Annotated in this window: 19 protein-coding genes; all 19 read right to left on the minus strand. The window is 66.4% G+C overall.

Annotated elements, in window-relative coordinates; all coding sequences use genetic code 11:
* Positions 1-255: 255 nt before the first annotated feature.
* The 19 genes from murA to thrB all read right to left on the minus strand — a co-directional run bounded on the left by murA (position 256) and on the right by thrB (position 19,505).
* On the minus strand, positions 256-1,518 hold the full coding sequence (murA, locus tag IRT45_RS11300) for a UDP-N-acetylglucosamine 1-carboxyvinyltransferase (RefSeq protein WP_194805819.1): 1,263 nt from the start codon (positions 1,516-1,518) through the stop codon (positions 256-258).
* A 10-nt stretch (positions 1,519-1,528) separates the two neighbouring features.
* The gene (locus IRT45_RS11305) at positions 1,529-2,137 is read right to left on the minus strand and encodes a cob(I)yrinic acid a,c-diamide adenosyltransferase (RefSeq protein ID WP_194805820.1); all 609 of its coding nucleotides are present in this window, start codon (positions 2,135-2,137) and stop codon (positions 1,529-1,531) included.
* 24 nt (positions 2,138-2,161) lie between these two features.
* A complete protein-coding gene (locus tag IRT45_RS11310; RefSeq protein ID WP_030518273.1) occupies positions 2,162-2,584 on the minus strand; it encodes a DUF2550 domain-containing protein in 423 nt (140 codons plus the stop codon).
* 522 nt (positions 2,585-3,106) lie between these two features.
* The gene (locus IRT45_RS11315; RefSeq protein WP_030518274.1) at positions 3,107-3,481 is read right to left on the minus strand and encodes a F0F1 ATP synthase subunit epsilon; all 375 of its coding nucleotides are present in this window, start codon (positions 3,479-3,481) and stop codon (positions 3,107-3,109) included.
* A 6-nt stretch (positions 3,482-3,487) separates the two neighbouring features.
* Positions 3,488-4,936 (minus strand): F0F1 ATP synthase subunit beta, encoded by a 1,449-nt coding sequence (gene atpD, locus IRT45_RS11320; RefSeq protein WP_039776817.1) that lies wholly within the window; start codon positions 4,934-4,936, stop codon positions 3,488-3,490.
* Positions 4,937-4,962: 26 nt separating this feature from the next.
* Complete coding sequence (locus IRT45_RS11325) at positions 4,963-5,934, minus strand: F0F1 ATP synthase subunit gamma (protein ID WP_194805821.1); 972 nt, start codon at positions 5,932-5,934, stop codon at positions 4,963-4,965.
* 54 nt (positions 5,935-5,988) lie between these two features.
* Positions 5,989-7,626, minus strand: a complete 1,638-nt coding sequence (gene atpA / locus IRT45_RS11330; RefSeq protein WP_194805822.1) for a F0F1 ATP synthase subunit alpha — start codon at positions 7,624-7,626, stop codon at positions 5,989-5,991.
* A 63-nt stretch (positions 7,627-7,689) separates the two neighbouring features.
* On the minus strand, positions 7,690-8,499 hold the full coding sequence (locus IRT45_RS11335) for a F0F1 ATP synthase subunit delta (RefSeq protein WP_039776815.1): 810 nt from the start codon (positions 8,497-8,499) through the stop codon (positions 7,690-7,692).
* Between the two features lie 89 nt (positions 8,500-8,588).
* On the minus strand, positions 8,589-9,143 hold the full coding sequence (locus IRT45_RS11340) for a F0F1 ATP synthase subunit B (RefSeq protein WP_228534181.1): 555 nt from the start codon (positions 9,141-9,143) through the stop codon (positions 8,589-8,591).
* A 5-nt stretch (positions 9,144-9,148) separates the two neighbouring features.
* Positions 9,149-9,397, minus strand: a complete 249-nt coding sequence (locus IRT45_RS11345; RefSeq protein WP_025347580.1) for an ATP synthase F0 subunit C — start codon at positions 9,395-9,397, stop codon at positions 9,149-9,151.
* 70 nt (positions 9,398-9,467) lie between these two features.
* Positions 9,468-10,316, minus strand: a complete 849-nt coding sequence (atpB, locus tag IRT45_RS11350; protein ID WP_083870617.1) for a F0F1 ATP synthase subunit A — start codon at positions 10,314-10,316, stop codon at positions 9,468-9,470.
* A gap of 245 nt (positions 10,317-10,561) precedes the next feature.
* Positions 10,562-10,939, minus strand: a complete 378-nt coding sequence (locus IRT45_RS11355; protein WP_309240903.1) for a hypothetical protein — start codon at positions 10,937-10,939, stop codon at positions 10,562-10,564.
* A gap of 97 nt (positions 10,940-11,036) precedes the next feature.
* Positions 11,037-12,188: an MraY family glycosyltransferase gene (locus IRT45_RS11360; protein ID WP_030518282.1), complete on the minus strand. Its 1,152-nt coding sequence runs from the start codon at positions 12,186-12,188 to the stop codon at positions 11,037-11,039.
* An 11-nt stretch (positions 12,189-12,199) separates the two neighbouring features.
* Positions 12,200-12,865, minus strand: a complete 666-nt coding sequence (locus IRT45_RS11365; protein ID WP_036498542.1) for an L-threonylcarbamoyladenylate synthase — start codon at positions 12,863-12,865, stop codon at positions 12,200-12,202.
* Between the two features lie 73 nt (positions 12,866-12,938).
* Positions 12,939-13,838 carry a peptide chain release factor N(5)-glutamine methyltransferase gene (gene prmC, locus IRT45_RS11370; RefSeq protein WP_194805933.1) on the minus strand — a complete coding sequence of 300 codons (900 nt, stop codon included), beginning with the start codon at positions 13,836-13,838 and terminating at the stop codon, positions 12,939-12,941.
* Positions 13,838-14,920 carry a peptide chain release factor 1 gene (gene prfA / locus IRT45_RS11375; RefSeq protein WP_194805934.1) on the minus strand — a complete coding sequence of 361 codons (1,083 nt, stop codon included), beginning with the start codon at positions 14,918-14,920 and terminating at the stop codon, positions 13,838-13,840. Before prfA ends, prmC begins: the two co-directional genes overlap by 1 nt.
* A 90-nt stretch (positions 14,921-15,010) precedes the next feature.
* A complete protein-coding gene (gene rpmE / locus IRT45_RS11380; RefSeq protein ID WP_062961548.1) occupies positions 15,011-15,247 on the minus strand; it encodes a 50S ribosomal protein L31 in 237 nt (78 codons plus the stop codon).
* Between the two features lie 852 nt (positions 15,248-16,099).
* The gene (gene rho / locus IRT45_RS11385; RefSeq protein WP_194805824.1) at positions 16,100-18,202 is read right to left on the minus strand and encodes a transcription termination factor Rho; all 2,103 of its coding nucleotides are present in this window, start codon (positions 18,200-18,202) and stop codon (positions 16,100-16,102) included.
* A 343-nt stretch (positions 18,203-18,545) separates the two neighbouring features.
* Complete coding sequence (thrB, locus tag IRT45_RS11390) at positions 18,546-19,505, minus strand: homoserine kinase (RefSeq protein WP_194805825.1); 960 nt, start codon at positions 19,503-19,505, stop codon at positions 18,546-18,548.
* Positions 19,506-19,536: the final 31 nt, after the last annotated feature.

The following is a 19,536-nucleotide window of genomic DNA, read 5'->3' on the forward strand; positions in this document are numbered from 1 at the left end:
TCACCATCTCTCAGATTTTCATCTGTTCGATCGGCGAGGCAACTTTTCCAGCTTAGCTCAACCATCGGACCCGAACCAAATCGGGGTCTCGGTCGAACCAGTGTGATCGTCAGGCGCTCTCCGTACTACCGCGTTGTCCCCTTGCCTCTCGGCCCGGGGTTGGTGTCCGTGTCGCTCTGACCTGGAATAAGTTACGTGGCGGTTGATTCTATGTCAAATCGCCTGGTCAGGAAGGTCTTTCGGATGTACGGCGGACTACGACGGCGTTCCGACCCGCTTCACCTCGGCGCCCAGCGACCGCAGGTTCTCGACGAAGTGGGGGTAGCCGCGGTCGATATGGAAGACGTCGTGCACCTCGGTGACGCCGTCGGCGACGAGACCCGCGAGCACCAGGCCGGCGCCGGCGCGGATATCGGACGACCACACCGGCGCACTCGACAGCCGCGGGATGCCACGAACCACAGCGTGATGGCCGTCGGTACGGGCGTCGGCGCCGAGGCGGATCATCTCCTCGACGAAGCGGAAACGCGCCTCGAAGATGTTCTCGGTGATCATGGACGTCCCGTCGGCGATGGTCGCCAGGCCGATCGCCATCGGCTGCAGATCGGTGGGGAAGCCCGGGAACGGCAGGGTGGAGAAATTCACCGCTCCCGGCCGCTCCGGTTGTTCCACCCGGAAACCGTTGGGTTCGAACGTGATTCGCGCGCCCGCCGAACGCAGCTTGTCCAGCACCAGCGAGAGGTGTTTGGGGTTCAGGCCGGTGACGCGGACGTCGCCCCTCGTCATCGCGGCGGCGATTCCCCAGGTCGCGGCGACGATCCGGTCGCCGATCACCTGATGGGTGGTGGGGGCGAGTTTGCGCACGCCGGAGATGGTGAGCACCGAGGTGCCGGCGCCGTCGATACGGGCGCCCATCCGGGTGAGCATGGTGCACAGGTCGACGATCTCGGGTTCGCGCGCGGCGTTGTCGATCACCGTCTCCCCCTCCGCGAGGACCGCGGCCATGAGGATGTTCTCGGTCGCACCGACCGAGGGGAAATCCAGCCGGATCCGCGCACCCTGCAGCTCGTCCGCGCGAGCGACCAGGCAGCCGTGCTCGATTTCGCTGGTCGCGCCGAGCAATCTCAGGCCGGCCTGGTGCATATCGAGCGGACGGGATCCGATCGCGTCGCCGCCGGGCAGGGCGACGACGGCGCGCTTACACCGCGCCATCAGGGGTCCGAGAACACAGACCGAGGCGCGGAACTGGGTCACGGCCGGGAAGTCGGCGTGATACTTCGGTTCGGCCGGCGTGGTGATGGCGACCACCGATCCGTCGACGGTGACATCGCAGCCCAGACCGCGCAGGACCTCCGCCATCAGCGGCACATCCAGGATGTCCGGGCAGTTGGTGATCGTCGTCGTGCCTTCGGCCAACAGGGCGGCGGCCATCAACTTGAGGACGCTGTTCTTCGCGCCACCCACTGCGACCTCGCCGACCAGCCGACTGCCCCCGGTCACCAGAAACCGTTCACTCACGGGGGCCAGCCTAACGGGAGGGCTGGTCGGTCGCGGCCGGTCCGCCGGTCTCCGATCCCCCGGGCCGCCACAGCACGTCACCGTCCGGGTTGGCCACCCGGCCGAGGATGAACAGCAGATCGGACAGCCGATTGAGGTATTTCGCGGGCAACACGCCGATGTCGTCCGGATGGGCGTCCACGGCCGCCCACGCCGCGCGTTCCGCCCGGCGCGCCACGGTGCGAGCGGTATGCAGCAACGCGGCCAACGGCGTGCCGCCGGGCAGGATGAACGAATTCAGCGGAGCGAGCTCGGCATTGAACTCGTCACACCAGCGTTCCAGGCGGTCGATATAGGACTGGGTGATCCGCAGCGGCGGATATTTCGGGTCCGGCACGACCGGGGTGGACAGATCGGCGCCGGCGTCGAACAGATCGTTCTGCACCTGGCGCAGCACCTCGGCGATGCGCGCCGGCGGCTCTCCGAGGGCGAGCGCCACGCCGAGGGCGGCGTTGGTCTCGTCGCAGTCGGCGTAGGCGACCAGTCGGGGATCGGTCTTCGGCACCCGGGAGAAGTCGCTCAGGCCGGTGGTGCCGTCGTCTCCGGTCCGGGTATAGATCTTGGTCAGATGCACACTCATTGCTGGTGACCACCTATTTCTGGGTCAACGTCCCGGACGGCGCCGGATTCGTTCGGAGGGCCGTGATTCGACCCAGGACAGGAATGCCGTCAGCGCAGGGCGATCCAGGGCGAGTTCATAGCTGCCGTCACCGTCGGAGACCGCGATCACGACGATGTCGTCGGTCATGATGTCGTACTCGTCGCCCACCGGAGAACGCCGATCGACCACTTCGATGCCTAGCCGCCGGATGGTCGAATCCGGTCCCACTTTCAGGCTGGTGAGTTTGTAGAAGACGAGCCGGGATTCGCCGTAGCGAATCAGACCGTGCCGCCACCCTTGACCGCCCTGTGCCGGAAGTACGCGCAGAATCGCCGCGGTTCCACCCCGGCGCAACATGATCAGGCGATACAGCGACACCAGCGCTACGCCGACCAGCAGCAGCACCAGAATGATCAGAAGCACCATCCCGGTCCGCAATCCAGGTCCGTCCCTTCGCTTCGCCCCTGTGCCGTCGCCAGCGCCGTGCCATCCCCGAACAAGGCCGCTCCCGCAGCGAGTCTACAAACCAGGGCGCCGCGGCACACAGCCGGTACATCCGTTCCACAAACGAGGATATCGGCCGATTCGCCGATCCGGAGGAAGGTGATCAGAGGCACACTCGCACAAGGACATTCGACGCCCCTCACCGTTGGCTGGGCACAGGGTCCGGGCCGGCCCCGATCTTCGCGGTGACGAACGACCTCGCCTGCGCATATTCCTCCACAGCCGTTCACGGCGAACGTTTCATCGATCCACGCGACACTGGCTGCTTGATCGTCCACTTTCCAGTGCTGTCGATATGGATGCCCGGCCCGTCGACATGACCGTCCGGCAGCGGCACCACCGTATCCGCGGCGGCCGTTCCGGACGCGGAAATGCCGTGTGGCGGCCCGGACCCCGGACCGCCACACGGTTGCGCTATTCGGTTGTCGCCCTGAGGCGTTCGCGTCAGGCGCTCATCGCTTCCACCGCGCGAATTCGCGCGGTCGCCGCATTCTGTTCCTGCTCCGAGGCATTCGGATCGGCCAGTACCGCGCGGGCGGCGTCGAGATCGATATCGCCCGCGAATTCCGCCGACTCGGCGAGAATCCGGACCGCCTCACCCGTGCACGAGAAGAAGCCGCCGTGCACGGCCGCGACGATGCGCTCGCCCTCGGTACTGTCGATGGTCACGATCCCGCCCTCGACCAGCTGGCCGAGTACGGGCTCGTGGCCGTGCAGAATACCGATCTGACCTTCCGTGGTCTGGGCACTGACGAAACTCGCCGTCCCCGACCACAGCCGCCGCTCGATGGCGACCAGATCAACTGACATATCCGCCATGGTGGACTACTTCCCGGCGATCTTCTTCGCGGCCGCCTCGACGTCGTCCAGGCCACCGCAGGAGTTGAACGCCTGCTCCGGCAGGTGGTCGAATTCGCCCTTGCAGACCCGCTCGAAGTCGTCGATGGTCTGCTCCAGCGGCACGACCGAACCCGGCTGACCGGTGAACTTCTCGGCCACGATGAAGTTCTGGCCGAGGAACTTCTCCAGACGACGCGCCCGGCCGACGAGGACCTTGTCCTCCTCGGAGAGCTCGTCCATACCCAGAATCGCGATGATGTCCTGCAGTTCCTTGTACTTCTGCAGGATTCGCTTGACCTCGTTGGCCACCGCGAAGTGCCGCTCGCCGACGATCGAGGCCTCGAGGATTCGCGAGGTCGAGGTCAGCGGGTCGACGGCGGGGTAGATACCCTTCTGCGAAATCGGGCGGGAGAGCTCGGTGGTCGCGTCCAGGTGGGCGAAGGTGGTCGCCGGCGCCGGGTCGGTGTAGTCGTCGGCGGGCACGTAGATCGCCTGCATCGAGGTGATCGAACGACCACGGGTCGAGGTGATGCGCTCCTGCAGCTGACCCATCTCGTCCGCCAGGGTCGGCTGGTAACCGACGGCCGAAGGCATACGACCCAGCAGGGTCGAGACCTCGGAACCGGCCTGGGTGAAACGGAAGATGTTGTCGATGAACAGCAGCACGTCCTGACCCTGCACATCGCGGAAGTACTCCGCCATGGTCAGCGCGGACAGCGCGACGCGCATACGGGTGCCCGGCGGCTCGTCCATCTGGCCGAAGACGAGGGCGGTGTCCTGGAGCACGCCCATCTCCTCCATTTCCAGGTGGAGGTCGGTGCCCTCACGGGTGCGCTCACCGACGCCGGCGAATACCGACGTACCGGAGAACTCACGCGCGATACGGGTGATCATCTCCTGGATCAGAACGGTCTTGCCGACACCGGCACCACCGAACAGACCGATCTTGCCGCCCTTCACGTACGGGGTCAGCAGGTCGATGACCTTGATGCCCGTCTCCAGGATCTCGGTCTTACCCTCGAGCTGGTCGAAGGCCGGCGGCTGGCGGTGGATGCCCCACTGCTCGCCGTCGCGGCCCAGGCCCGGGGTGTCGAGGCAGTCGCCGAGGGCGTTGAACACGTGGCCCTTGGTGACGTCGCCGACCGGAACCGAGATCGGCTTGCCGGTGTCGGACACCGGGACGCCGCGGACCAGGCCGTCGGTCGGCTGCATCGAAATGGTGCGAACGATGTTGTCGCCCAGATGCTGCGCGACCTCGAGGGTCAGCGTCTTGGCCACCGACGGCAGAGTGACGTCGGCGTGCAGCGCGTTGAACAGATCTGGGATGGCGCCGCGCGGGAACTCGACGTCCACAACGGGGCCGTTGACCCGGACGACGCGGCCTGTGCCAGCGCCCGCCCGGCTTGCGTTTTCTTGCGTGACAGCTGCGGTCATTTGTTCTCTTCCATGGGGGCTAGGGCTTAGTCGCGATCCGAGGACGCAGCCAGCGCGTTCGCGCCGCCGACGATTTCACTGATTTCCTGCGTGATGTTCGCCTGCCGGATCGAGTTCGCCTGGCGGGTCAGGGTATTGACCAGCTCGGTGGCGTTATCGGTGGCAGCCTTCATTGCGGTGCGGCGCGCGGCCGACTCCGAGGCCGCGGCCTCGAGCAACGACGAGTAGATGCGGGTGTTGATGTACTTCGGCAGCAGGGCGCCGAGCAGCTTGTCCGCATCCGGTTCGAACTCGTAGAGCGAGGTGATCTTCGCGTCCGGCGAGTCGGTGAGCATGTCCTCGCCGAGTTCGAAGTTCTCCTCGATAAAACTCACCTGGATCGGAGCGAGCCGGCGAACCTCGGGCACCTGCGACAGCATCGAGACGAAGCGGGTGTAGACGATGTGAATCTCGTCCACGCCCTCGATGGTCCCGGTGCCGCCCGGCCCCTCCACCTCGGTGTCGGAGCCCGCCATGAACACATCCACCAGGTGGTGGCATGCGGCCGAAGCGTCGGTGTAATGCGGCTGCTGCGAGAACCCGGTCCACGAACCGGCTAGCGGGCGGTTGCGGAAGGTGTAGTACGTCAGGCCCTTGTTGCCCATCACGTACAGCACCGGCTCCTTGCCCTCGGAGCGCAGCGTCGTGATCAGTTCCTCGGTGCGCTTGAGCACGTTGGAGTTGTAGCCACCACACATACCGCTGTCACTGGTGATCACCAGGATGGCGGCGCGGCGCGGAGTGGCCCGCTCGGTGAGCAGGGGGTGGTTGAGATTCGAAGAGGCACTGGCCAATTCGCCGAGCACCTTCGTGATCTCTTCCGCGTACGGCTTCGCGGCGGCCACCCGGGCCTGGGCCTTGCTGATTCGCGAGGTCGCGATCAGTTCCTGGGCCTTGGTGATCTTCTTGATCGAGCTCACGCCACGAATACGGGAGCGCAATTCACGCAAGTTCGCCATCAGCGGTTCACACTCCCTTCGCGTATCGAATTCGTAGGCATCGTCGGACCCGGCTTACTTCTCGACGTGCTTACGGGTGACCGACAGCGACTCGACCTCTTCGTGGTCCAGTTCACCGGCGTCGGCCTCGTTGACCACGCGGCTGCCGTCGGAGGCCAGGAAGCCCTGCTTGAAGCGCTCGGTCTCGGTCTTGATCGCCTCGGCGGCCTCACCCTCGAGGACCTTGCCACCGGCGATCGACTCGAAGGCCTGCGGCGCGGCGCGGTGCAGCGTCTCCAGCAGCTCGGAGTTGAAGCGGCGGACGTCGCCGACCGGGACCGAGTCGTAGAAGCCCGCGTCGACCAGGTAGATCGAGACGATCTGGTCCTCGACGGCGACCGGCGAGTACTGGTCCTGCTTGAGCAGCTCGACCCAGCGGGCACCACGCTCGAGCTGGGCCAGCGAAGCGGCGTCCAGGTCGGAGGCGAAGGCGGAGAACGCCTCCAGCTCGCGGTAGGAGGCCAGCTCCAGACGCAGCGAACCGGCGACCTTCTTCATGCCCTTGGTCTGCGCGGCGCCACCGACACGGGAGACGGAGGTACCGACGTTGATGGCCGGGCGCACACCCTTGTTGAACAGGTCGGACTCGAGGAAGACCTGGCCGTCGGTGATGGAGATGACGTTGGTCGGAATAAACGCCGAGATGTCGTTGGCCTTGGTCTCGATGATCGGCAGACCGGTCATCGAACCGGCGCCCATCGCGTCGGACAGCTTCGCGCAACGCTCCAGCAGACGGGAGTGCAGGTAGAAGACGTCACCGGGGTACGCCTCACGGCCCGGCGGGCGACGCAGCAGCAGCGAGATGGCGCGGTAGGCCTCGGCCTGCTTGGACAGGTCGTCGAACACGATCAGGACGTGCTTGCCCTGGTACATCCAGTGCTGGCCGAGCGCGGAACCGGTGTAGGGCGCGAGCCACTTGAAACCGGCGGAGTCGGACGCGGGGGCGGCGACGATGGTGGTGTACTCCATCGCACCGTGCGCCTCGAGCGCGGACTTCACACCGGCGATGGTGGAGCCCTTCTGGCCGATCGCGACGTAGATGCAGCGCATCTGCTTGGTCGGATCGCCGGACTCCCAGTTGGCCTTCTGGTTCAGGATGGCGTCGATGCAGACCGCGGTCTTACCGGTCTTGCGGTCGCCGATGACCAGCTGACGCTGGCCACGACCGATGGCGGTCAGCGCGTCGATGGCGGTGATGCCGGTGGCCATCGGCTCCTCGACCGGCTGGCGCTCCAGCACGGTCGCGGCCTGCAGCTCCAGCACGCGGCGCTCGTCGGCCTCGATCTCGCCCAGGCCGTCGATCGGCTGGCCGAGGGGGTTGATGACGCGGCCCAGGAACTTGTCGCCGACCGGCACCGAGAGCACGTCACCGGTGCGGCGGACCTGCTGGCCCTCTTCGATGCCGTCGAACTCACCGAGGATGACCGCACCGATCTCGTCGGGGTCGAGGTTCAACGCGACACCCAGCACACCGCCGGGGAACTCGAGGATCTCGTTGGTCATCGCCGACGGCAGGCCACTGACGTGCGCGATGCCGTCACTGGTGTCGGTGACCGTGCCGATTTCCTCGATGGAGGTTTCGGGGGTGTAGCTCTGGGTGTAGCTTTCGATCGCGCTACGGATCTCATCGGGGGAGATCGTCAGCTCCGCCATGGTTCTTCCTGCTCTCGCTGTGGTCTGGAATGTCGGGGTGGGTTGCCGGGCTCGATGGCTCGGCTAGGCCAGGGCCTGGCGCAGGCGCTGCAGTCGGCCGACGGCACTGCCGTCGATCACGTCGTCACCGATGCGCACGACGACACCGGCCAGCAGTGCCGGATCGACCTGCACGTGGATGGTGACCGGCTTGTCGTAGATTCGCTGCAGCGATGCGGCGAGATGCTCCCGCTGCTGCTGCGTCAGGGCCGTCGCCGAGCGAACGTGCGCGACGATCTGCTTGCGCAACGACGCCGCCAGATCGGACAACTGGTCGAAGGCGACGCCGACATCACCGCGCGACCGGCCGACCGCCTGCTCGGCCAGCTGCATGGTGACGTCTTCGACCTTCCCGGTGAGCAGCCGCGCCAGCAGATCGCGCTTGGCGGCCGCCGGCTTACCGCGATCGGTGAGCGCCTGCTCCAGATCCGGGTTGTCTTCGACGGTGCGGCCCAGCCGGAACAACTCGTCCTCGACGGCGTCGATACGTCCGCGGTCGGCCGCGGCGCGCAACAGCGCCTCCTGCCCGAGCAGCACCAGGGTGTCGACCAGATCTCGGGTCCGAGACCAGTCCTGGGCGACGGCAGTGGTCAGCACGGCCTGAGTGGCCGCGCTGATCTTGCCGCCGAAAACGCGTTCGGCCAGTTCGGCACGCACCGAACTTGACACCGACTTATCCGCGAGCGCCACACGCAGCGAACGCTGGTCGTCGAGCACGGCGACTACGGCGAACAGTTCGGAGCCCGTCGTGGCGGCGACGGAGTCACTCCCGGTGAGTGCGGCCGAAAGAGCTTCCCTCGCACGGGAACTCGCCTCGCGGCTCGCTGCGTACATGCTTCCCACTTTCACTGTGTTGAATTCCGGGGCCCGGAGTGGTCGGGCGCCGGTGACTTGCGTCACCGACAAGACCTCTCAGGCGCAGGTTACCTTCCGACCCCGATGCCGGCCTTCTCATCCAGCTCGGTGAGGAACCGATCGATGGACGCTGCCTGCTTGGCTTCGTCCGCGACGGACTGCCCGATGATCTTTTCGGCCAGGTCGACCGCGGTGCGGCCGAGCTCGGACCGGAGCTCGGTCACGATCTGCTGACGCTGGGCGTCGAGCTGGGCATGACCGGCGGAGACGATGCGATCGGCTTCGGCCTGAGCCTCCGAGCGCAGCTGCGCGAGGATCTGCTGGCCCTGGGTACGCGCTTCCTCACGGATGCGCGCCGCCTCGAGCCGAGCCTCGGCCAGCTGCTGCTGGTACTGCTGCAGGGTTTCCTGCGCCTCGGCCTGCGCGACCTCGGCCTTGGCCATGCCGCCTTCGATCTTCTCCGAGCGCTCGTCGAGCACCTTCGTCAATCGAGGAACCACGTACTTGTAGAACAGGATCCCGATGACGACAACGCACACCACCGACCAGACGATGTCGTATGGCTCCGGAATCAGAGGGTTCTTGTCCTCTGCATTCTCGGCGAGCAAGTACATGCTGTTCATCGGAATCAGAAGATGAAGCCGGCGACGAGACCGATCAGCGCGAGGGCCTCGGTGAACGCGATACCCAGGAACATGTTGGTCCGGATGGTGCCCTGCAGCTCGGGCTGACGGGCGATGCCCTCGATCGCCTTACCGACGACGATGCCGACGCCGACACCCGGGCCGATCGCGGCCAGACCGTAACCGATAGCGCCGTAGCCCTTGACCCGATCCGAGGTCTGGGCGAGTTCGGCGGCCACGTAGGAGAGGCTCATGAGATTTCTTTCCCTTTCTGTTGCCCACCCGCCCGGCGGCAGGTGGGGCAGTTCTTGTGCGGTCGTGCGGTCAGTGCGAGTCGGCGTGCTCGGCGAGGCTGATGTACACAGCCGTCAACAGCGCGAACACGTAGGCCTGCAGGAAGATCACCAGAAGTTCGAAAAGGGTGAATCCGAATCCCGCGAGCAAGGAGAACGGCGAGAAGATCTTCATCCACGAAGCGGCGTCGAAGAGGAAGAACTGGGTGGCACTGAAGAACAGCACCAGCATGATGTGACCGGACAGCATGTTGGCCATGAGTCGGACGGTCAGCGTGAAGGGACGCAGGATGAAGGTCGAGACGAACTCGATCGGAATCAGCAGCACGTGCAGCGCGACCGGAACATTCGGCACCACGACGGACGAGCGCATGTACCGCCAGAATCCGTACTTGCGGATACCGACGTAGTTGAACGTGATGTAGGCGATGGCCGCCAGCACGATAGGCATTCCGACACGCGCGTTCGAAGAAATATTCAACAGCGGTATGACGCTGGAGAAGTTCAGGAACAGCACCGTGAAGAAGATCGTGGCGATCAGCGGGAAAAACCTGCGGCCGGTCTTCTTGCCCAGCACTTCATCGCAGATCTGCTCACGAACGAACAGCAGGCCGATCTCCGCGACGTTCTGCAGACCGCGAGGAACGAGACGGGGACTACGGAATGCGAGCAACATCACCGCAACCAATACCGCCACCATGATGAGGCGAACCATCATCAACCGGTCGATCTCGAAAGGTGTCCCCCCGAACAGCAGCGCATCAGGGAAGAAGTCTTGTAGCGAAGGCGCGTGGAACTCGCCCGCCAGAGTGGTGACGCTCAGCATTCTCTCCCGTGTTCGGCCACGAGACATGTTCCATCTCGCGGTTCGATCGGACATTGACGATCAGGTGGTCGACTCAGGTCGGCTCGAAGTTCGTCAGCAGCTGAGCGGGGAGACCCGCAGTGGCGTCTGTACGTCGGCGACATCGTCGACGGTGCAGGGCCGGAACTTCTCACCGAAGGACCGGCACGGCAGTAAGCATAACCTCTCGCACCGGCGACGATGCGGTCGGCCCCGTTGGTTCGGATGCTTACGGTAAAGAGTTTACCAAGCTATCTACGACAACGTGTAGGGGGTCGTGCTCACACGTTCGAACGATCTTGGTCAGCGGGCCCCGCCGACGGGTCGATCACCGGAACACGTTGGCGCAGAAGCCCGTATGTCTCGGCTCCGAGAACAATCAGCAACGCCCCCACGACGGTCAGGAAGAGGGTGCCGGGGCTGTAGAAATCGAACTGGTGCAAGATCGCGACCACGATCATCACCACCAGAATTTTGCCGATCCAGCTCGCCAGCATCACCATGCCCTGAATGCCGGAATCCAATTTCGCGCTGAACAGCACGAGAGCGGCCGTGGTGAGAATGAAGAAACCACCGATCGCGGATCCGATGAGCGCGCCCCAGAAACCCGCCCAGCCCGCGACGATCGAGCCGGCGACGACCGAAACCACCACCAGCACACACAATCCGGCGATGCCGTAACGCAGCGCTGCTCGTAGTGGCGCGTCGGGGTGCAATTCGGGTGCCGTGCTCACATCGAGCCACTTTACCCGTTCCTTACTTGCGGCGACCGCGGAGGCCGACCACTTCACGCAGCGATGGGACGGCCGTCACAACCAGGGCGAAAACCAAACCGGCCGCGAACAGCAGAACCACCACGCGGCGGTCCATCAAAGAGGTTCCCACGGCCGCGAATGCGAGCACGCCGACCCACAGATAGATCAACAACACCACGCGCCGATGCGAATGGCCGATCTGCAACAAACGGTGATGCAAATGCATTTTGTCGGGAGTGGAGAAACTCACACCGGCGCGCACGCGGCGCACGATCGCCAGCACCAGATCCAATACCGGAATGAACATCACCGCTCCCACGAGCAACAGCGGTGACAGCAGACCCACGATGTCGCGCGGGCCGTATCCGGTGAGCGGAATTCGGCCGGACGCGCCGGTGGAGACCGCGGCGAGCATCAGACCGATCAACATCGATCCGGAATCGCCCATGAATATTCGCGCCGGGTGGAAATTATGTGGCAGAAATCCCAGACATCCGCCCGCCAGCGCGGCAGCCAGCAAAGCCGGTGGATAGCCGTCGGTCGCGCCGCCCTGCTGATAGAGCAAACCTACGGTGAACACGAACACGGCGGCGGCCGCGATCAGTCCCAGCCCCGCCGCAAGCCCGTCGAGGCCGTCCACGAAGTTCATCGCGTTGATCATGGTCACGGTGATGGCGACCGTGACCACCCAGCCCTGCAGCTGGTCGAGCACGACCGTGGTGTTGCTGAACGGGTTGTAGATGGCCACCCAGCTCAGGCCCATCACGGCCATCGCCCCGGCGGCCGAGATCTGGCCCACGAACTTCGTCAGCGCGTCCAGGCCCCAGCGGTCGTCGACGATGCCGACCAGGACGATCAGGGTGCCGGCGACCAGCACGGCCGGAATATCGCGCGGATAGTCGAAACCGCGGCGCAGCGCCGGCAGCTGATGGGCGAACAGCACCGCGGCCAGCACGCCCAGATAGATGCCGACGCCGCCCATGCGCGGAATCGGCTCGAGATGCACATCACGATCGCGGGGCACCGCGATGGCGCCGAAACCGATGGCCAGCACCCGAATTCCGCCGGTGGACAACATCGTCACCACCGCGGACACGAGCAGCACCAGAAGCAGCTCGCGCAGCGGGACGACCGCACCCTGACTGAAAACCATCTACCGGGCCGTCAGCGGGTGGTCTCGGGCGACAGTTCGTCCGGCGCCATACCCAGCACCTCGGCGACCTGCGCGACGGTCACCGCGCCGGCCCGCAGCACCCGCGGACGGTCGCCGGTCAGATCCACGATCGTGGAGGGCACACCGTGTTCGGCCGGGCCGCCGTCCAGATACACGCCGACCTGGTTGCCCAGCTGGTGTCGCGCCTCGGTGACCGTCGTGGCGGGCGGCTGCCCGGAGACGTTCGCACTCGACACGGCCATCGGGCCCACCTCGCGCAGCAGTTCCAGCGCGATCGGGTGCAGCGGCATGCGCAGCATCACCGTGCCGCGGGCGTCGCCGAGATCCCAGGCCAGCGAGGGCGCCTGCTGCACGACCAGGCTCAGCCCGCCCGGCCAGAAGGCGCGGATCAGGTCACGTGCCTGCGGCTGCACGGAGAAGACGAGTCCGTCGATGGTGTTCCACGAACCGACCAGCACCGGCACGGGCATGTCGCGCCCGCGCCGCTTGGCCGCCAGCAGGCCGGCCACGGCCGTGGAATCGAACGCGTCCGCGGCGATTCCGTAGACCGTATCGGTGGGGATGACGGCCAGCCGTCCGGATTTCAAGGTGGTCCGCGCGGCGGTCAATCCGGCGGCACGAGAATCGGGATCGGAGCAGTCGTAGACGGTACTCACGGCGGTGAGTCTATTGAATGTGTCTCACGGCACGTTGCCCGGCTTCGCGCAAATTCTCGGCAATCGCCGAGGGTCAGCGCGCGCGGCGGGCGGCGACGAAGCGCGGCCGGCCGGCCAGATCCGGGTGTTCGACGATGTCGAAGAACCGGCCGTCTCCGGCGAACAGCGCCGCGACCTGCGGACCGTGCGAATCGTCGTGTTCGACGGCGGCCACGCCCTCGGGGCGCAGCAGCCGCGCGATGGTGGCGACCATGGGGGCGATCACCTCGAGTCCGTCGGGGCCGCCGAACAGGGCCAGGTGCGGATCGTATTCGGCCACTTCGGGATCCAGCCGTGCGCCCGACGGGATGTAGGGCGGATTCGCCACGACGACGTCGACGCGGCCGTTCAGCTCGGCCAGCACCTGCGTGTCGGTGACATCGCCGGCATGCAAAACGATCGGCGTATCTCCTTGCGCGGCTTGCCGTTCGGCATTGCGCTGCGCCCATTGCCTTGCGGTGGGGTCGATTTCGACCGCGTGCACCTCGGCGTCGGGACGGGCGTTGGCGATCGCCAGGGCCAGGGCACCCGATCCGGTGCACAGGTCGACCACGATCGGAGGGTGCTCGTGGCCGGCAGCCTCGAGCTGGGCCAGCGCCCACGCGAAGATCAGCTCGGTCTCCGGCCGCGGGACGAACACACCCGGGCCCACCTCGAGGTCCACCTCACCCATCGACGCGGCGCCGGTCAGATGCTGGAGCGGCACCCGCTCGGCCCGGCGCGCCACCAGCTTGTGGAATCGTTCGAGTTGTTCCGGAGTGACCATCGGAATCAGGGCCAGCCGCGATCGCTCGACCTCGAGGACGAAGGCGGCCAGAAATTCCGCATCGATCTGCGGGCTGTGCCCCCCGGCCGCCGCGAGCGTGCGCGCGGCGTCGATGATCGCGGGACGTAGCGGCACTCGGTGCTGACCCGCCTCGCCGGGGGCCTGCATCATTGCGCCGCGAGCCGGGCGGCGCGGTCGGCTTCGCCGAGAGCGTCCAGCAGCGCGTCCAGTTCTCCGTCCAGGACCGAGTCCAGATTGTGGGCCTTGAAGCCGATGCGGTGGTCGGTGATGCGGTTCTCGGGGAAGTTGTAGGTGCGAATGCGCTCGGAGCGGTCGACCGTGCGGATCTGTGAGGCACGTCCGGCGGCGGCATCGGCCTCGGCCTGTTCCTCGGCCAGGCTCTGCAACCGCGCCGAGAGCACCTGCATCGCGCGGATCTTGTTCTGCAGCTGCGAACGCTCGTTCTGGCAGGTCACGACGATGCCGGTTGGCAAGTGGGTGATCCGGACCGCGGAGTCGGTGGTGTTGACGCCCTGGCCGCCCTTACCGGAGGAGCGGTAGACATCGATGCGCAGATCCGACTCGTCGATCTGGACCTGTTCGACCTCGTCGGGTTCGGGATAGATCAGCACGCCGGCCGCGGAGGTGTGGATGCGGCCCTGCGATTCGGTGACCGGCACGCGTTGCACGCGATGGACACCGCCCTCGAACTTCAGCCGGGACCAGACGCCGTCGCGGCTGGGCTCGCGGCTCTTGATCGAGAGCGTCGCCTCCTTGTATCCGCCCAGGTCGGACACGTTGGCGTCGAGGACCTCAACCTTCCAGCCGTGCCGTTCGGCATAGCGGATGTACATGCGGGCCAGATCGGAGGCGAACAACGCCGACTCCTCGCCGCCCTCCCCCGACTTCACCTCGAGCACGACATCGTCGCTGTCGTGCGGATCGCGGGGGGCCAGCAGATCGGTGAGCGTCTTCTCCAGCTCGTCGACCTGCTGTTCGAGGCCGGGGACCTCGGCGGCGAAGGAGGAATCGTCGGCGGCCAGCTCCCGGGCGGCCGACAGATCGTCGCGGGCCGCGGTGAGCTTGGTGTAGGTCGACATGATCGGCGCCAGCTCGGCGAACCGCTTACCGACGCGACGGGCCTCACCAGGATTGTTGTGCAGCGCCGGATCCGACAGCTGGATTTCCAGGCCGGCGTGCTCGGCGAGAATGTCGTCGATGGCGGATGGGGCCGTGATCTTGTCGGCCATGGCGGTCATGCCTCCTGCTGGGAGCTTTCGGTCACCTGTAAACGCACCAACGCCCGGCCTGCGAAGGCAGGACGGGCGTTGGCGGGACAGCTACTTGGCTTCCGAACCCTCGGACTTCTTGGCGCGCTTGCCGTAGCGGGCCTCGAAGCGGGCGACGCGGCCACCGGTGTCGAGGATCTTCTGCTTGCCCGTGTAGAACGGGTGGCACTGCGAGCAGACCTCGACGGTGATGTGGCCCGACTCCTTGGTGCTGTGAGTCTGGAAGGTGTTGCCGCAACCGCAGACAACGGTGGTCGGCACGTATGCCGGGTGAATTCCTGCCTTCATGGGTGTCCTCTCGATCTGGCCCCGGGTCGCCCGAGCCCACGGCGGTATCTGCCGTGCTGCCGTAATGGACGTGAACCGGAACCGACTAGGCGGGATGGTCTGCCGATCGCAGACGCACCGACGGTCCAGTATGCCAGAACCGCCGATACGCACTCACAACGCACCCGGTACCGCATTTGTTCCGGCATCGGCGCCCAGGAAAGCGGCACACCCCAAGGAAGTAGCGGCACGCGCATTCGCGGTTCTCGAGCCACGCTGAAACGAGTAGTCGGCTACTCGGGAATATGAACACCTTTGTTCGTAGATTCGTTGCAGGAAGTAGACCCATGGCAATCGAAGCGACGATCCGAGGGACAGCAGTGAATTTCCCCACCGCACGGGGGACGAGCAGGAGATCTCGAGCCCCGGACGCCGGGCATCCCCGCCTCGGAGACCGCACCATCCGCCTGTTGCCGGGAAGTGGACATACCAAGGAAATCGGCGCCGCGACGACATTGGCCGCCCTGGCGGTCCTCGTCCTCGCCGGGTGGCTCACGGCCTCCGGCACCCCGCCCCGCGCCGCCGTCATGACCCCCACCGGACCGGATCGGCCCTACGAATTCGCCGCGACCTCGGTCTCCACCGGATCCGTCACCGGTGCCACCGCACTGATTCTGATCGGGCTGATCGCCGGTGCCGCGGTCATCGGCCTCCTGTTCTACTCCCCTACCCCGCCGCGCCCCGGCAGACGGCGCGATCGTCGGCGTGCGCGTCTCCCGCAGACAGCAATGCGGCCCCGCCGAAGCGGGGCCGCATTATCGCGAGCCGAGCGGCACCCGTGGGTGCGCGCCGGGCGGACGTACTGCTCGTCGCCTATTCGTCCAAGGCGCCCGGTGCGGTCTTCGAGACCGTCATCAGGAATTCGACGTTGCTCTTCGACTTCTTCAAACGGTCGATGAGCAGGTCGATCGCCTGCTGCGAATCGAGGCCCGAGAGCACCCGGCGCAGCTTGTGGATGACCGCCATCTCGTCGGGCGACATCAGCAGCTCGTCGTGGCGGGTGCTGGACGGGTTGATGTCGACCGCCGGGAACACGCGCCGCTCGGCGATCTTGCGATCGAGCTTGAGCTCGGCGTTACCGGTGCCCTTGAACTCCTCGAAGATCACCGTGTCACCGGTGGAACCGGTCTCCACCATGGCGGTGGCGATGATGGTCAGCGAGCCGCCGTTCTCGATGTTGCGGGCCGCGCCGAGGAACCGCTTGGGCGGGTACAGCGCGGTGGAATCCACACCACCGGACAGGATGCGACCCGAGGCCGGCGAGGAGTTGTTGTACGCACGACCCAGCCGGGTGATCGAGTCGAGCAGCACCACGACGTCCTGCCCCATCTCGACCAGGCGCTTGGCCCGCTCGATGGCGAGTTCGGCGACCGAGGTGTGATCGCTCGGCGGACGGTCGAACGTCGAGGCGATCACCTCGCCGCGCACCGAGCGCTGCATATCGGTGACCTCTTCGGGACGCTCGTCCACCAGCACCACCATCAGGTAGCACTCCGGGTTGTTGGTGGCGATCGCGTTCGCGATGTCCTGCAGGATCGTGGTCTTACCCGCCTTCGGCGGCGACACGATCAGCGCACGCTGGCCCTTACCGATCGGCATGATCAGGTCGATCACGCGGGTCGTGAGCTTGTTCGGCGTGGTCTCGAGCCGCAGCCGCTGGTTCGGGTACAGCGGGGTGAGCTTGTTGAATTCCGGCCGGCGGCGGGCGGATTCGACATCCGAGCCGTTGACCGTGTCCAGCCGCACCAGCGGATCGAACTTCTGACGCTGGTTGCCCTGTTCGCCCTCGCGCGGAGCACGCACCGCACCGGTGATCGCGTCACCACGGCGCAGGCCGTTCTTGCGCACCAGGTTCATCGACACGTAGACGTCGTTCTGGCCGGCCAGGTAACCCGAGGTGCGCACGAACGCGTAGTTGTCGAGCACGTCGAGGATGCCGGCGACCGGCTGCAGGACATCGTCCTCGCGGATCTCGACCTCGCGGCCGCCCTCGCCGCCCTCACGGTCACGTCCGCCACGACGGCGCTCCCGGAACCGGCGGCCGCGGCGCCCGCGCCCACCTTCCTCGTCGTCCTCACCACGCTGGTCGCGGCCACGTTCGCCACCGCGGGCGGCGCCGTTCTGGCCGGACTGGTTCTGCCCGCCGGACTGGTTGCGGTCGCGGCGACGATCGCCCGACTCCTGATCCGACTTGGCGTCGCCGCCTTCGGCCTTCGGTTCGGTCTTGGTCTCGGCGCGAGCCTCGCCACCGCGGTTCTCGCCACGGTTGTCGCCGCCCTCACCACGCTGGTCGCGGCCACGACGCTGGCGACCGCGGCCGCGCTGGCCACCGTCACGTCCGGACTCGTCACCCGAATCGGCCGGGCGCGCAGCCGAATCCGCGGTTTCCGCCTTCACGGACGCGTTCTCGGTGCCGATGCCGTCGAGAGTCTGCTGCTGACCACGCGCGGCACCGTTGCGGGTGCCCTTCGGCGCATCGTTCTTGGCGCGTCCCTTACCGGCGGACTCGGCGGCGTTCTCGGAGGTCTGAGGGGACTCGGTCTTCGAGGACTCGGCCTTCGTCGCCACACCGGATTCGGTCGCGGCATTCGACGCGGATTTCGCGGCCGGCTCGGCGCCCGCGTCCACTTCGGCGGATTTCGCATCGCCCCGGCCACCACGTGCGGACTTGCCGGAGGAGGCCTGGTTTTCCTTGATGGCGGCGATGAGATCGCCCTTACGCATTCCGGATGTGCCTCGGATACCGAGCTCTCCGGCAAGCGCACGCAACTGCGGCAACAACATTCCAGTCAGCCCCGATCGTGCGACGTCGGTGTGTTCGCTCATCTTCGAAATCTGTCCGGAGTCACTTTCGCGGCCGTCCGAGGGATTTGCAGTGTCCACCCCGGGTGTCGCGAGCAGGTCCGTATCTGTCACGGAGATCCTTTCCTTCCCTCGATTGCCGTGTGCATATTCGAGGGTTCGTCCCGAAGCTCGATCACTGTGCCGAGCTCGGATGCCGTATCGCCTGCCCCGCCGGACCGATGGAATCACCCACCTGGTCACGGCCACCGGTTCATTGAGTGGGAGTGATCATTCCAGTCGCTGTCCCCGACGTCGAGGTCGAAGTCCCGAGTGATTCGAGCCCCCGAGCCACCGAGCTTGAGCAAGGAGCCTGCTGGAGCGATTGCCCTGATGAAGCACCGGCGTCTGACGCGCACGATGTACGGACGTGCCCAGGATAGCTCTGTCCGACCACGTCAGCAAGGCAGCCACGCCATCAATGCACGCTTACACCCGCGGAAATGTCGGGTCGGACCACGCGCAGACCGTCCTCCTCGGCGAGTTTGCGCAGGTCGTCCGGAAATTCTCCGGTACTCAGCGCCAGGATGGTCGGACCGGCGCCCGACACCATCGCGGCGAGTCCGGCGGTGCGCAGCCGGGTGATCCAGGCGGTGGTCAGCGGCAGCGCGGCGGCGCGATAGCCCTGGTGCAGGCGGTCCTGGGTCGCGGGCAGGAGCAGGTCGGGACGCTCGGTGAGGGCGACCACCGACAGCGCGGCGCGGCTGACGTTGAATGCGGCGTCGCCGTGCGGGACCATCTCCGGAAGCAGGCCGCGGGTGTGCGCGGTCGAGGAGCGCTCCTGCGGGATCAGCACCGTCGCGCGCAGACGCGGATGCGGTTCCAGCCGCACCGCACGGTAGACGCGCTGGTGGTGCTCGACGGAACTGCCCGCGCCGAGTTCGCCGGCGCGGTCGGATTCGGTCCACGACACCACGATCCCGCCGAGCACGCTCGCGGCCGCGTTGTCGGGATGCCCCTCGAATTCCGAAGCCAGCTGCACCAATTCGGCATCCGAACCGGTCAGCGCCGGGTCGAATTTCGCGGCCAGACCGCGCGCGGCGGCGAGTCCGCCGACCGCCGCCGAGGCCGACGATCCGAGCCCTCGCGAATGCGGAATGACGTTGCGGCACACCACATCCAGCCCGTCCGCCCAGACGCCCGCGGCCTCCAGGCCGCGTTCGATCGCGCGCACCACCAGATGTGAAGGGCCCCAAGGGACGTCGTCGGCGCCCTCACCCTCCACTCGGATGGTAAGCCCGGATTCGGTGGTACGTACCACGATTTCGTCGTACAGCCCCAAAGCGATACCGAGCGAGTCGAATCCGGGCCCGAGATTGGCGCTGGAGGCGGGAACCCGGGCGGTGACGGTGATTCCGGCGGGCAGGGTTCGCGTCACCGCGGCACCGTGCTGTCGCTCCGCGCCGCCC

Source organism: Nocardia sp. BSTN01 (assembly GCF_015354405.1).
Lineage (GTDB): Bacteria > Actinomycetota > Actinomycetes > Mycobacteriales > Mycobacteriaceae > Nocardia.

What these genes read in the sequence shown, in the direction of transcription:
- atpD (WP_039776817.1), bottom strand. Translation starts at nt 4,936, where the DNA reads ATGACCGCAGCTGTCACGCAAGAAAACGCAAGCCGGGCGGGCGCTGGC.
- IRT45_RS11325 (WP_194805821.1), bottom strand. Translation starts at nt 5,934, where the DNA reads ATGGCGAACTTGCGTGAATTGCGCTCCCGTATTCGTGGCGTGAGCTCG.
- IRT45_RS11340 (WP_228534181.1), bottom strand. Translation starts at nt 9,143, where the DNA reads ATGAACAGCATGTACTTGCTCGCCGAGAATGCAGAGGACAAGAACCCT.
- atpA (WP_194805822.1), bottom strand. Translation starts at nt 7,626, where the DNA reads ATGGCGGAGCTGACGATCTCCCCCGATGAGATCCGTAGCGCGATCGAA.
- rpmE (WP_062961548.1), bottom strand. Translation starts at nt 15,247, where the DNA reads ATGAAGGCAGGAATTCACCCGGCATACGTGCCGACCACCGTTGTCTGC.
- IRT45_RS11360 (WP_030518282.1), bottom strand. Translation starts at nt 12,188, where the DNA reads ATGGTTTTCAGTCAGGGTGCGGTCGTCCCGCTGCGCGAGCTGCTTCTG.
- IRT45_RS11310 (WP_030518273.1), bottom strand. Translation starts at nt 2,584, where the DNA reads ATGGTGCTTCTGATCATTCTGGTGCTGCTGCTGGTCGGCGTAGCGCTG.
- prmC (WP_194805933.1), bottom strand. Translation starts at nt 13,838, where the DNA reads ATGCAGGCCCCCGGCGAGGCGGGTCAGCACCGAGTGCCGCTACGTCCC.
- IRT45_RS11345 (WP_025347580.1), bottom strand. Translation starts at nt 9,397, where the DNA reads ATGAGCCTCTCCTACGTGGCCGCCGAACTCGCCCAGACCTCGGATCGG.
- IRT45_RS11315 (WP_030518274.1), bottom strand. Translation starts at nt 3,481, where the DNA reads ATGGCGGATATGTCAGTTGATCTGGTCGCCATCGAGCGGCGGCTGTGG.
- prfA (WP_194805934.1), bottom strand. Translation starts at nt 14,920, where the DNA reads ATGGCCGACAAGATCACGGCCCCATCCGCCATCGACGACATTCTCGCC.
- atpB (WP_083870617.1), bottom strand. Translation starts at nt 10,316, where the DNA reads ATGTCCGATCGAACCGCGAGATGGAACATGTCTCGTGGCCGAACACGG.
- IRT45_RS11335 (WP_039776815.1), bottom strand. Translation starts at nt 8,499, where the DNA reads ATGTACGCAGCGAGCCGCGAGGCGAGTTCCCGTGCGAGGGAAGCTCTT.
- IRT45_RS11305 (WP_194805820.1), bottom strand. Translation starts at nt 2,137, where the DNA reads ATGAGTGTGCATCTGACCAAGATCTATACCCGGACCGGAGACGACGGC.